Source organism: Streptomyces sp. CB02366 (assembly GCF_001905905.1).
GTDB lineage: Bacteria > Actinomycetota > Actinomycetes > Streptomycetales > Streptomycetaceae > Streptomyces.
The window spans coordinates 261,967-274,661 of sequence record NZ_LIVT01000001.1; the positions used below are offsets into that span (position 1 = coordinate 261,967).

A 12,695-nucleotide genomic window follows, 5' to 3' on the forward strand; every position below is an offset into this window, starting at 1 on the left:
GCGTCCCGGCCCTGAGCCGTGCGGTGCTGCGGGTGCATGGTCCGGTGCGGCTCCGGTGCGGCCCGACCGGCAGGAGGTTCCCCGATCGCCGGACGGGCTCGTTCCCGGCCCGGCGTCAGCCCGTGGCGCCCGTCAGCGCTTCCGCCGCCGCCAGGCCGCAGACGCGGGCCGCGCCGTGGGTGGCCAGGTGCAGCGCGCCCCGGGGGGCCGACTGGGGCAGGCCCATCTCGACCACGACCGTGTCCGGGCGGGCCGCCAGCAGGGCGTCGAGCGCCGCGCCCATCCAGGCGTGCCGGTGCTCGTCGCGGACGACGGCGACGATGCGCCGCTCCCCCGCCGCCGCGAGGACGGACTCCACCGGAGCGGTGCTCCCCTCGGTGTAGGCGCCCGCACCGGTGCCGGGCAGGAGCCTCTCCAGCTCGGCGGCGACGCCCCACGGGGTCTCCGCGCCGACCGCGATGTTCGCCTCGGCGCCGAACGAGGCCACGTACGCCGCCCCGGTGAGCCGGTCGCCGGAGCCGGTCACCCGGAGCGCGCGGCGGGCGGCGACCAGGCCGATGCCGGAGCTGACTCCGGTGCCGGGCGCGGTCCCCTCCTGCACTGCCGCGCCCGGCTCCGGGACATCCCCCCGGGCCCTCCGCGTCCAGGACGCGAGGGCTCGTACACGGGCGGCCGCGTCGGCGAGCCGCTCCTCGGTCAGCTCCCCGTCGCGCACGGCGGCGACGAGGGCGTCGCGCAGCCGCAGCACCGTCTCCTCGTCGGCCAGGCCGCCGCCCACACAGATGGCGTCGGCGCCCGCCGCGAGGGCGAGGACGGACCCGCGCTCGATGCCGTACGTACCGGCGATGGCGTCCATCTCCACCGCGTCGGTGACGATCAGGCCGTCGTACCCCAGCTCCTGGCGCAGCAGGCCGGTGAGGATCTGCGGGCTCAGGGTCGCCGGGCGGTCCGGGTCGAGCGCAGGGAGAAGGATATGCGCGCTCATCACCGATTTGGAACCCGCGGCGATGGCCGCCCGGAAGGGCACCAGCTCACGGGCGTGCAGGGTGTCCAGGTCCACGTCGATGCGGGGCAGTGCGAGGTGCGAGTCGACCGCGGTGTCGCCGTGCCCGGGGAAGTGCTTGGTGCAGGCGGCGACGCCGGCGGCCTGGAGCCCCTCGATGTACGCGGCGGTGTGCCGGGCGGCCAGCCGGGTGTCGGCGCCGAAGGAGCGCACGCCGATGACCGGGTTGTCCGGGTTGGAGTTGACGTCGGCGGACGGCGCCCAGTTGAGGTTGACGCCGCACTCGGCGAGCCGGCGGCCCAGCTCCTGGGCGACGGCCCGGGTGAGGTGGACGTCGTCCACCGCGCCGAGCGCGAGGTTGCCGGGGAACGAGGAGCCGTGCGCGACCTCCAGCCGGGTCACGTCACCGCCCTCCTCGTCGATGGCGACGAGGACGTCCTCCCGCTCGGAGCGCAGCCGCGCGGTGAGGGCGGTGAGCTGCTCGGGCGAGGCGATGTTGCGGCCGAACAGCCCGACGGAGGCCAGCCCTTCACCGACCCGGCGCAGCAGCCAGTCCGGTGCGGTGGTGCCGGTGAACCCCGGCTGGAGCACCGCGAGCGCGTCGCGCGTCAGGGTGTCCGTGGTGGAGACGAGGGTGGTCATGGGCCCGCACTATCCCTTCACGGCGCCGGAAGTGAGGCCAGCGGCCATCTTCTTCTGGATGATCATGAAGAACACGACGACGGGGAGGGCGATCATGGTCGAGGCCGCCATGAGGGCTCCGTAGTCCGTTCCGCGCTCGGTCGTGAACGTCATCAGCCAGACGTTCAGCGTGTACTTGGAGTTGTCGTTGATCAGGATGTACGCGAAGAGGTACTCGTTCCACGCGTTGACCAGGGCGAAGATCGACGCGGCGGCGAGCCCGGGGGCCAGCAGCGGGAAGATCACCCGGCGGAACGCCTGGAAGCGGGTGCAGCCGTCCACCATCGCGGACTCCTCCAGCTCCACCGGGATGTTCACGACGAAGCCGCGGATCATGATGGTGGCGAAGGGCAGCGTGGAGACGAGGTAGACGACGATCAGGCCCCAGTACTCGTCGATCCCGCCCATCGCGTTGAGCTGGGCGTAGATCGGGATGAGCATCGCGGTCGGGGGCAGCATCTGGACCAGGATCATGATCAGGACCAGAGCCTTGCGGCCGAAGAACCGGAACCGGCCGATGGCCAGGGCCGCCAGGGTCGCGATGATCATGCCGCCGACGACCGCGGTGACGGCGACGATCAGGCTGGACTGGATGGCGGTGGCGAAGTTCGGCTGCTCGGTGGCCCGGACGAAGTTGTCGAAGGTGATCGACGTGGGCCACAGGGTCTGGTCGTAGCTGCGGATCTCGCGGTTGGGCCGCAGGGCGCTGATGACCAGCCAGTAGACCGGGAAGACCATGACCAGGGCGATGCCGAGGCCGAGGAGGTCGAGGTGGAGCCGGCTCTTCTTGCGGTCGGGCCGCAGCGCCTGTGTCGTCTGGGTCGAGCTGCTCATTCGACCTCTCCCGTCTTCATGAGCTGGCGCAGGTAGTACACGGCCACGCCGGACAGCAGCAGCACCGTGATCAGGGCGATCGCGGTGCCCTGGCTGAAGGAGGTGGACTCGAACGCCTTGGAGTAGGAGTAGAGGCCGAGGGTCTCGTACTCCGGCTCGGGCTTGTTGCCGCGCAGCAGCCAGATCTGGCCGAAGACGTTGAAGTCCCAGATCACCGAGAGGGTGGTGACCATGGTGAACACCGGCTTGATGACCGGCCAGGTGACGAACTTGTAGATGCCGTAGGCGCTGGCGCCGTCGAGGGCGGCGGCCTCCTCCAGTTCCTTGGGGACCTGGGTGAGGGCGGCGTACAGGGTGACGACGACGAACGGGATGGCGCCCCAGACGACCAGCAGGGTGATGATGCCGAAGCCCTGGACGGGGTTGAGGTACCAGTTGTGTCCGAGCCAGTCCTCGCCGACGACCTTGGCGATCAGGGTGTTGATCAGGCCGTAGTCGGAGTCGGCCATGAAGCGGAAGATGGAGGCGGCCACCATCAGCGGCATGGACCAGGCGGCGATGAGGCAGGCGGTGAGCACCAGCCGGACCCACGTGGAGAGCCTGCGCATCAGCAGGGCGACCAGCAGTCCGAGCCCCATGGTCAGCGTCACGCAGATGATCATGAAGACGACCGTGCGGAAGGTGACCCACCAGAACTCGGAGTCTCCGAGGATGTTGGTGAACTGTTCCAGGCCGACCCAGGGAGCCGGATCGCCGGTCCACAGCTCGCGACGGCCCATGTCCTGGAAGGACATGATGACCGTCTTGCCGAGGGGGTAGAGGTAGACGGCGGCGATCGCCACGATCGCCGGAAGGATCAGGAAGTAGGGGAGGAGTTCGCCCTTCTTCCGCTTCCTCTTCTGCACCCGGGGCGCATCGTCGTCGGGGGACGACTTGCCGATCGCCTGCGGGTCGGGTGGTACGGGGACCGGCGGCCCGGCGGCCTTGGTATCAGCGGCAGACACGTGGCTGACCTTCCATCGCGGGTCCGGGGCGGGCCCCGGAATTCACGGCGTTCACTTGCGGGGAAAGGAGCGGGGGCCCGGCGCTGCCGCCGGGCCCCCGCCTGGCGATCGGAAGGTCAGGATTCCTTGTTGATCAGCGCGTTGATCTTGTCGTCGGCCTTCTTCGAGGCGTCGGCGACGGAGGCGCCCTTGACGATCTCCAGGAGCATGTTCTGGAGGATCTCCTCCTTCTCCACGGAGGCCCAGCCCGGCGCGATCGGCGTGAACCAGGCGTCCGGCACCGCGTTGGCGATGGCGGCGGTCTCCGGCTTCTGCTTCAGCGGCTCGAGCTGCTTCTCGTTGTTGGGGAGGATGTTCTTCGACGCGAGGACCTCCATGGACTTCGCGTTGGTGAAGAGGGAGATCCACTCCTCGCCGAGGTCCTGGACCTTGGACTTGGAGATCGTCGCGAGGTCCGAACCGCCGATGAAGGACGGGAGGGCCTTGCCTTCGGGGCCGGGCATACCGGCCGTGGCGATCTTGCCGTCGAGCTTCGGGTTGCCGTTCTCGCCCGTGGTGACGCTGCCGGCCTCCCACGCCTGGCCGTAGATGACCGCGGCCTTCTCGTTGGCCATGACGTTGGCGTGGTCCTGCTCGTCCTTCGTCACGTCGGCCTTGTTGTACTTCTTGACCAGGTCGACGAAGTGCTGGATGCCCTTCTGGGCCTCCGGGGTGGAGAGCGCGGCCTTCCACTCCTTGCCGCCCTCGTCGTACGTGGCTATCTGACCGCCGTAGGCGGCGACGTAGGACATCGCGGCGTACCAGTAGCGGCCCGGGAAGTAGAGGGAGGAGGCGCGCTTGTCCTTCTTGCCCAGCTCGGCGGCGACCTTGTCCATCGCGGCGAGGAACTCGTCCTCGGTCTGCGGGAGGGCGTCGCTGCCGGTGCCGGCCTTCAGCATGTCCTTGTTGTAGACCGCCAGGCGGGCACTCGCGTAGTAAGGAACGCAGTAGGTCTTGCCCTCGAAGGAGCACGTGTCCTTCAGACCCTTGATCCAGGTGTCCGAGTTCTCGTACTTCTTGGGGTCGATTTCTCCGAGCGCACCATTGAGGATGTACTGCATCGTCTCGGTGTTGCCGAGTTCGACGACGTCCGGGAATTTGTCGCCGCCGAGGGAGGTGTCCAGCTTCTTGACCTTGTCGGCCCACTGCTGGTACTGAACCTTGACCTTGACGCCCGGGTACTTCTTGTTGAACTCGGTGTTGACGTCCTTGACCAGCTCAGGCCAGGTGGACTGGGCCTCGCCCATGAGCCAGACGGTCAGGGTCTCCTTGCGGTCCTTCGGGTCGGCGGACGAATTCTTGTCGTCGGAACCACACGCCGCGACCGAGACCAACATGCCCGCGACACCGATTGCCGCGATGAGCTTGCGCTTCACGTCAAACCCTCCTCAGGGATGCTGCAACCCCACCCACCGCGAAGACATTCGACGAGTTCTGCTGGGGCTGGACCTGGTCTTTAATGGTTTAGACCAGTACCCGGAGCTTGGCCTAGACCTTTAGGGGTGTCAAGGGTGTATAAGAAGTGCACTCGCGTCCGTTATAGGACCGACACCTAAGGGAGGGCGACGACCCGTGACCGGACCGTGCCACCATGTGAGCCGCGACAGACGGAGGAGCCGGTGACGGCAGTAAAGCAAGCGTCGGGAAGGCGGGCCATGAGTGCCGACGGGGGCAGTACGGGGAGCGAGACCGGAGCCGGTACGCGCACGGCGCGCGTACCGAAGTACTACCGGCTCAAGCGGCATCTCCTCGACATGACGGACACCATGCCGCCCGGCACCCCGGTGCCGCCCGAGCGCACCCTGGCCGCCGAGTTCGACACCTCGCGCACCACCGTGCGCCAGGCCCTCCAGGAGCTGGTCGTCGAAGGCCGCCTCGAACGCATCCAGGGCAAGGGCACCTTCGTCGCCAAGCCGAAGGTCTCCCAGGCCCTCCAGCTCACCTCGTACACCGAGGACATGCGCGCCCAGGGCCTGGAACCGACGTCCCAGCTCCTGGACATCGGCTACGTCACGGCGGACGACACCCTCGCCGGGCTGCTGGACATCTCGACGGGCGGCCGGGTCCTGCGCATCGAGCGGCTGCGGCTCGCCAGCGGGGAGCCGATGGCGATCGAGACCACGCACCTTTCGGCCAAACGCTTTCCGGCGCTGCGCCGTTCGCTGGTGAAGTACACCTCGCTCTACACCGCGCTCGCCGAGGTGTACGACGTCCGCCTGGCCGAGGCGGAGGAGACCATCGAGACCTCGCTCGCCACGCCGCGCGAAGCGGGGCTGCTGGGCACCGACGTCGGGCTGCCGATGCTCATGCTGTCCCGGCACTCGGTGGACGGCCGGGGCGAGCCGGTGGAGTGGGTGCGCTCGGTCTACCGGGGCGACCGCTACAAGTTCGTGGCCCGCCTGAAGCGGCCGACGGACTGAGGGACGGCACCGCGCGAGCGGGCGGCGGCCCGGGGCTCCGAGCCCCGGGCCGCCGCCCGTTTTCGGTCACGCGAGGAGCGTCAGCGCAATTCGGGGTCCGTCTCGATCACGCTGTACGGGTACGGGAGCGCCTGGTCGCTCGCGGCGGTGAGCAGGGCCGCGTCGGCCGGGTCGAGGTCCAGGTCCGCGGCGCCCAGGTTGGTCTCCAGCTGCTCCGGGGTGCGCGCGCCCACGATGGGGGCGGTGACGCCGGGGCGGCCGAGCAGCCAGGCGAGGGCCACCACCGGCACCGCGAGGCCCGTGCGTTCCGCGACGTCGTGCAGGGTGTCCAGCACCCGCCAGGTGCGCTCGTCCCCCTCGTACGCGCTCCACGACTCGCCCCACCCGAGCCGCTCGGCGGTCTCCACGCGGGTGCCCGCGGGCGGCCGTTCCGTGCCGCGCCGGATCGCGCCGCTCAGCCAGCCGCCGCGCAGCGGGCTCCACGGGATGACGCCGAGCCCCTCGTTGCGGCTCACCTCCAGCAGCTCCCACTCGGCGGAGCGGTCCAGCAGGTTGTAGAGCGGCTGGAGGGCGGTGAAGGGCTCCCAGCCGTGTTCCCGGCTGAGGTCGACGGCCTTCTGGAGCTGCCAGCCGGAGAAGTTGCTGGCCCCGATGTAGCGCACCTTGCCGGAGGTGACCAGGGCGTCCAGGGTGGCGAGGGTCTCCTCCAGCGGGGTGCCGGGATCCCAGGCGTGCACCTGGTAGAGGTCGATGTGGTCGGTGCCCAGCCGGCGCAGGCTCGACTCCACCCCGGAGATCAGGTGGTTGCGGCCCAGGCCGCGGTCGTTGGGGCCCTCCCCCATGCCGTACCGCACCTTGGTGGCGATCACCACGTCGTCGCGGCGCCGCCTCTTCAGCCAGCGGCCGAGGATCTCCTCGGAGGCTCCGGCGGAGTAGATGTCGGCGGTGTCCACGAAGGTGCCGCCCGCCTCGGTGAAGCGGTCCAGCAGGGCGTGGCTGGTGGTCTCGTCGGCCTCGCGGCCGAACGTCATGGCGCCCAGGCAGAGTTCACTGACCCGCAGGCCGGTCTTGCCGAGGTAGCGGTAACGCATGGTGGGTTCCTTCGTCGTGGTGGTGGGCACGGAGGCCGGCCGGTGGCCGGTGGTCCGGTTCGGCGAGCGACACGGACACCTCCTGGACGCAGTGGTCGGACAGGCCGCGCGGATCGCGGAAGCGGTAGCTGTGGACCCGGACGCCGGGCGTGCCGAGCACCCAGTCCAGCCGCCACCAGCGCAGGCCGGGGCGGGGCTGCCAGGAGACGGGCCACAGTTTCCCGGCCAGGGCGACGGCATCGGCGCCCAGGCGGGCGATGCGGCGGGAGTCCCCGATGGCGGCGGTGGTGTTGAAGTCCCCCGCGATCAGGGCCGGGTGGGGGCACTCGGCGACGTCCGCGAGGAGTCCCCGGTACTCCCGCTCCCGGTCGGCGGCCCGCGAGCGGACCGCGCGGTAGAAGTCTGCACGCAACGGACTGATCAACCGCAGCTGTACCGGGATGTGGACATTGAACGTGGCGAGAATCCGGCCGTCGCCCGGCATCTCCAGGTCGACCCGCAGGGTCCGGCGGGCCGCCGTCCCGACGGTCGCGGCGACCGGCAGCCGGGACAGGGTGATCAGCCCGCGGTCGATGACGGCCTCGTGGCCGGGGAAGTTCGCGCGCAGCCGCCGGTCGTCGTCGATCAGCCGGTAGGTGCCGTCGAACCGGTCGTGGTGGTACTCCTGGAGGAGGTAGACGTCGGCGTCGAGCCCGCGCAGGAAGGCGTAGAACGGTTCGGGGTCGGTGCTCTGGCACCAGTGCCGGGTGTTCCAGGAGACGACGCGCACCGCCCCCTCGGGCGGCGGCCGGCGCGCTCCGCGTACCAGCGCGCCGAACACCGCGCCGGACTGCCGGACCCCGAGCAGCAGGGACGCCCCCGCCACCGCACCGGCCGCGAGGTCCCCCGTCGCTCCGGCGGCCGCCAGGAGCAGGGCGGGCACCGCGACGAACAGGGGCGGCGGCAGCAGCGACGGCAGCAGCCAGAACCACCAGCGGCCGTTGAGGGCGAGGTGGGCGGCGAGGAACACGGCCCAGGCCACCGCCGCCCACAGCGGCGGGCCTCCCGCGTTCACGGCCGCTTCGGCCCACACCGCCCCGGCCGGGCTCTCCGGGTTCGTCACGCGAGGGCCCCCCGGACCCGCCGCGCCGCCCCGACGTCCCGGAACAGGGCGTCGTAGGCGTCCAGGCAGTGGTCCGCCCCGTACCGGGCACGGGCGTCGCGGCCGCCCTCGGCGCGGCGCTCCGGCGGGTAGGCGGCCACCTCGCGCAGGGCCGCGGCCAGGGCGCGGGCGTCGCCCGGCGGGAAGAGACGGCCGAAACCCGTCTCCACCACCGGGACGCGCATTCCCGGCGCGTCGCTCGCGACCGAGGGAACGCCGAGCATCATCGCCTCGGCCTGGGAGATGCCGAAGGACTCCTCGGCGACGGACGGCAGGGCGAATGCGTCCAACGAGGCGTAGAACCCGGCCACTTGGTCGTCCTGGAGGAATCCGGTGAACCGGATGCGGGGATCGTCCCCGGCGCGGGTGCGCAGCGCCCCGACGACGCTGCCCCCGGCGACCTTGGAGTAGTCGCCCGCGATCAGCAGCCGGGCGTCGGGGTCCGGGATGGTCCGGAAGGCGTCGACCAGGTGGTGCAGCCCCTTCTCGGGGGCGATCCGGCCGAGGAAGCCGATGTGCGGGCCCGCCGTCTCGCGGAAGGCGGCGGGCGCGGGCTCGCGCTCCCGGCAAGGCGGCGCGATGGAGAGCAGACGACGCTCGCGCATCAGGGGCCAGTGGCGTGAATGCTCCGCGTGGTCCGCGTTGTTGACGACGACGGCGGCCGAGCGGCGCAGCGCCCCGGCCACCGAGGCGTCGACGGCCTTCACCTGGAGCGGGGCGAGCGCGCCGCCGGCCAGCCAGACGTCGTCGTGGTGGGTGGCGACGACCGGGGTGTCCCCGGCGAGCCGGGCGACGAGTCCGGCCTCCAGCATCGGCAGATGGACGTTGACGACCCGCGAGGCGCGGGCGATCCGTCCGGCGAGCGGGGCGAATCCGGGGCTGATGACGCCGCGCCCGAGACGGGCGGCGACCGGGGCGCGGAAGACCTCGACGCCGTTCACGGTCTCGCGCGCGGGGCGGTGGGGGTCGTGGCGGCAGGCGACGACGGCGACCCGGCGGCCCCGCGCGGCCAGCCCTTCGGCGACCGTGCGGGCCACTTCGGTGAGGCCGCTGGTGTACGGGAGGTAGTAGGTGAGCACGATCGTCGCGTCGAAGCGGGGCGAGCGCGCGGAGCGCCGGGTCATGACCGGTCCTTCTCGGTGGGCGGGGCGGCGGCCCCGGAGGCGGGCAGGGAGAGGCGCAGCTCGATCAGCCGGTGGGTGGAGAGCGCGGCGGGCGGGTCCTGGACGGACTGCCGGTGCAGGTCGAGGCGGGGCGAGACGAACGCCCAGTCGAGTCGCCAGAGCGCCGGGCCGCTCACCGGGAACGTCGCCGGGTGGACCGAGTCCCCGGCGTCGGCGGCGTCCCGCAGCCCGTCGAACCAGCGCAGGTCCCCGGTGCCCGGCAGCACGTTGAGGTCCCCGGCGAGCACCACCGGGTGGTCGTTGGCGTCGAGGTCGTCGCGCAGGGCCCGGAAGTGGCGGTCGCGGCGGTCGGAGAGCTGCCGTACGGAGCGGTGGTAGGCGGCGGTCAGGGGGTTGCGGTCGACGTTCAGCAGGTCGGGCAGGTGCGTGTTGTAGAGGGAGAGGGTCTCGCCGTCCACGTCGACGTCGGTGCGCAGGACGCGGATGTCCCAGTAGTCGGCCCAGGAGGTGTCGGGCGGGGCCAGGCCGGCGGGGCGCAGTGCCCGCACGGAGGTGACCGGGAAGCGGGACAGGGTGAGGAACTCCCCCTCGGTGGCGATGTGGAAGCCGGGGAACTCCCTGCGGAGCCGGGCCAGGTCGTCGATCGGGGCGGGTTCGTCGCCCCGGGCGTGCTGGTACTCCTGGAGCAGGTAGACGTCGGCGGAGTGGGACTTCAGGTAGGCGTAGAAGGCGTCGGTGTCGCTGTCCTGGTCCCAGAAGAAGGTGTTCCAGCTGACCACCTTCAGGGCCTCCGGCGGCACGGCGGGCTGTCCGCGCAGCAGTGCGCCGGGGTGCAGCCCGGTCTGCCAGGATCCCAGCAGCAGCGAGGCCAGGACGGCGCCCACGGCCGCCCGCCGCCCGTGCCGGATCAGCGCGGCCGGGACCAGCAGGGCGAGCGGGAAAAGGAGATGGAGGACGGGCGGGGCGAGTCCGAGGCCGTTCCACACCCACCACCGGCCGCTGAGGAGGGCCCGGGCGGCGACGAAGAGGGCCCACAGGACGGCGACGGCGAGCAGCAGCCGGCCGGGCCACCGACGGGCCTTCCCTTCGCGCGCGGGCGGTGGGCAGGCGTCGGGCGCCTCAGGGTCCGCGGGGGCGGCGGCGTCCGTCGCCGGGGTTCCCGTCATGGCGTGGCCCGTACCGGGGCGGGGCGCGCGCCGGGCTCGTACAGCCGGCGGAAGCGGCGGGAGGCCAGCCACTGGAGGGCGCCGACGCCCGCGCCCGCCGCGATGACCGCGTTGACCACGGTGTGCGCGAAGGCGAAGTAGGCGGCGAACAGGGGGCCCCGGCGGCGCAGGACGAAGCGGTACAGGGCGGAGTCCGCGAGCAGGGTGAGGGCGAGCAGGGCGGCCGGGACGAGCAGCCAGGACGCGGCGACCAGGCCGAGCGGCAGGGTGGCCAGGGCGAGCAGGGCGGCGATGCTGGCCCCGGCGCGGGGGCCGGTGGCGATGCCGCCGGGGAGGTCGCCGCGTCGGACGTACAGCGGGATGTGCAGCCGGGTGCGGTGGAAGACCTTGCGCAGCACGACCCGCCAGGTGTCGTCGTGGTCGTGCCGGCCCCGGACGGCGGTGGAGCTGTGGACCTCGTAGCTCCGGCAGATGCGGGCGGCGTAGTCGCCGTCCTCGGTGTGGCGCAGCCGGGGGTTGAAGGGGCCGATCTCGGCGAAGACGCGGGCGGGCATGGCGCAGATCGCGGTGTGCAGGGTGCCGATGCGGCCTTCGGTCTCGGCCAGCCAGTAGAACTGGTGCAGGCAGCGGTACTCCTCGATCAGGCTGTCCCGGATGAGGGGTTCGGCGTCGTAGGTGCCGCAGACCGCGCCGATGCGGGGGTCGGAGTCGAGCAGGGCGACGGCGTTGGCGACGGCGTCCGGTTCCATCGCCACGTCGGAGTCGACGAACACGACGATCTCGCCGCGTGCGTGGGCGGCCCCGGTGTTGCGGCTGGTGGCGACCCCGCTGTTGACGCCGGTGCTGATCACCCGGACGCCGCAGGCCTCGGCGACGGCGACGGAGTCGTCGGTGGAGCAGTCGTCGACGAGCAGCACCTCCAGGGGCTGGTAGGTCTGGGCGAGGGCGGCGCGCAGGCAGAGTTCCAGGGCGCGGCCGTAGTTGTAGTTGGGGATGACGACGGAGACGAGGGGGTGCTTCCGGTTCATGGGGCGCCTTCGGGCGGTCGGAGGGGCGGACGGGCGGGCCGGACGGAGACCGTCAGCCGGAGGGGTGCGTGAGGAGGGCGAGGGCGACGAGCACCGCCCACAGGCCGGCGTTGACGAGGGTCGCGCGGTCCCGGAGGAGGACGTGGACGGGGTTGCCGCCGCCCTCCTCGACCAGGAGGAGCTGGAGGTAGCGGGCGAGACCGAAGACGGCGCAGGGGGCGGAGAGCAGGATGACGAAGGAGGCCCCGGCGGCGAGCGCCGCGTCGTCGCGGAGGTAGAGGACGTAACTGACGGCGGTCAGCACGGCGACCAGGACGACCAGGTGGTCGAGGAAGGCGAGCGTGTAGCCGCGCAGGGCGGGGCGGTGGGCGCGGCCCGCCGCCGTCATCTCGTGCCGCCGTTTGCCGAGGGACAGCATCAGGCAGAGCGAGAAGACGCAGAGCGCCAGCCATTCGGAGAGCCGGCCTCCGATGAGCAGCGCCCCCTGGAGGAGCCGGAGGACGAAGCCGGTCGCCACGATGAAGGCGTCCACCAGCGGCACGTGCTTGAGCCCCTGGGAGTACGCGAGGCTCAGCGCCAGGTAGAGGGCGGTGGGCCACCACTGCCAGGCGGGACCGGCCACCGCCCAGCCGGTCAGCGACAGGGCGAGCAGCCCGGTCAGGACGGTGGCGGCGGCCGGGGAGACGCGGCCGGAGGCGATCGGGCGGTGGCGTTTGACCGGGTGCAGGCGGTCCCGCTCCCGGTCGGCGAGGTCGTTGACGACGTAGACGACGGCGGAGGCGAGGGTGAAACCGAGGATCGCCCAGCCGGTGCGCAGGAGTTCGGCGGCCCCCCAGGGGTGGCTGTCGAGGAGTGCGAGCGGGACGACGGCCAGGTTTTTCACCCACTGGCCGGGGCGCACCAGCGCGAGCAGGTCACGAGGACGGCTGCGACGGTGTTCCTCAGGTACGGCGGTGGGGGCGGCGGCCGTCTCCGGTCGGTCGTGGGCGGGCCGGGACAGAGCGGTGAGGTCGGCGGGCTCGGGCAGGGATGTCAGGTGGGCGGGCCCGGACAGAGCCGTCAGATCGGCGGGCTCGGTCAGAGCCGTGAGGTCGGCGGGTTCGGGTCCGGGCGGGACTGCCACCACGCGCACGGGCGCGGGGGACGGCCTGGTGATGTCCACGG

The 12,695-nt window shown here is 71.9% G+C and carries 11 protein-coding genes; 1 reads left to right on the top strand and 10 read right to left on the bottom strand.

Going from position 1 to position 12,695, the window contains the following annotated elements:
* Positions 1-115 precede the first annotated feature (115 nt).
* From AMK24_RS01110 to AMK24_RS01125, 4 genes are all read right to left on the bottom strand, one after another.
* On the bottom strand, positions 116-1,645 hold the full coding sequence (locus AMK24_RS01110) for a glycoside hydrolase family 3 protein (RefSeq protein WP_073764000.1): 1,530 nt from the start codon (positions 1,643-1,645) through the stop codon (positions 116-118).
* 9 nt (positions 1,646-1,654) lie between these two features.
* Positions 1,655-2,518 carry a carbohydrate ABC transporter permease gene (locus tag AMK24_RS01115; RefSeq protein ID WP_069737557.1) on the bottom strand — a complete coding sequence of 288 codons (864 nt, stop codon included), beginning with the start codon at positions 2,516-2,518 and terminating at the stop codon, positions 1,655-1,657.
* Complete coding sequence (locus tag AMK24_RS01120; protein WP_073764003.1) at positions 2,515-3,522, bottom strand: carbohydrate ABC transporter permease; 1,008 nt, start codon at positions 3,520-3,522, stop codon at positions 2,515-2,517. The genes AMK24_RS01115 and AMK24_RS01120 overlap by 4 nt, the downstream gene beginning before the upstream one ends.
* Before the next feature lie 116 nt (positions 3,523-3,638).
* Complete coding sequence (locus AMK24_RS01125) at positions 3,639-4,937, bottom strand: sugar ABC transporter substrate-binding protein (protein WP_073764005.1); 1,299 nt, start codon at positions 4,935-4,937, stop codon at positions 3,639-3,641.
* Positions 4,938-5,216: 279 nt separating this feature from the next.
* Between AMK24_RS01125 and AMK24_RS01130 the strand changes: the two genes are divergently transcribed.
* Positions 5,217-5,981, top strand: coding sequence for a GntR family transcriptional regulator (locus AMK24_RS01130; RefSeq protein WP_073764007.1), 765 nt, complete (start codon positions 5,217-5,219; stop codon positions 5,979-5,981).
* Between the two features lie 80 nt (positions 5,982-6,061).
* Here the strand turns inward: AMK24_RS01130 and AMK24_RS01135 are convergent, their stop codons facing one another.
* The 6 genes from AMK24_RS01135 to AMK24_RS01160 are packed head-to-tail and all read right to left on the bottom strand — an operon-like array spanning position 6,062 to position 12,693.
* Positions 6,062-7,072: an aldo/keto reductase gene (locus tag AMK24_RS01135; RefSeq protein WP_073764009.1), complete on the bottom strand. Its 1,011-nt coding sequence runs from the start codon at positions 7,070-7,072 to the stop codon at positions 6,062-6,064.
* Complete coding sequence (locus AMK24_RS01140) at positions 7,029-8,174, bottom strand: endonuclease/exonuclease/phosphatase family protein (protein ID WP_242434878.1); 1,146 nt, start codon at positions 8,172-8,174, stop codon at positions 7,029-7,031. The genes AMK24_RS01135 and AMK24_RS01140 overlap by 44 nt, the downstream gene beginning before the upstream one ends.
* Positions 8,171-9,337 (bottom strand): glycosyltransferase family 4 protein, encoded by a 1,167-nt coding sequence (locus tag AMK24_RS01145; RefSeq protein ID WP_073764011.1) that lies wholly within the window; start codon positions 9,335-9,337, stop codon positions 8,171-8,173. Before AMK24_RS01145 ends, AMK24_RS01140 begins: the two co-directional genes overlap by 4 nt.
* On the bottom strand, positions 9,334-10,503 hold the full coding sequence (locus AMK24_RS01150; protein WP_073764013.1) for an endonuclease/exonuclease/phosphatase family protein: 1,170 nt from the start codon (positions 10,501-10,503) through the stop codon (positions 9,334-9,336). The genes AMK24_RS01145 and AMK24_RS01150 overlap by 4 nt, the downstream gene beginning before the upstream one ends.
* Positions 10,500-11,531 carry a glycosyltransferase family 2 protein gene (locus AMK24_RS01155; protein WP_073764015.1) on the bottom strand — a complete coding sequence of 344 codons (1,032 nt, stop codon included), beginning with the start codon at positions 11,529-11,531 and terminating at the stop codon, positions 10,500-10,502. Before AMK24_RS01155 ends, AMK24_RS01150 begins: the two co-directional genes overlap by 4 nt.
* A 52-nt stretch (positions 11,532-11,583) precedes the next feature.
* Positions 11,584-12,693 carry a UbiA prenyltransferase family protein gene (locus AMK24_RS01160; protein WP_073764017.1) on the bottom strand — a complete coding sequence of 370 codons (1,110 nt, stop codon included), beginning with the start codon at positions 12,691-12,693 and terminating at the stop codon, positions 11,584-11,586.
* Between the last annotated feature and the right edge of the window lie 2 nt (positions 12,694-12,695).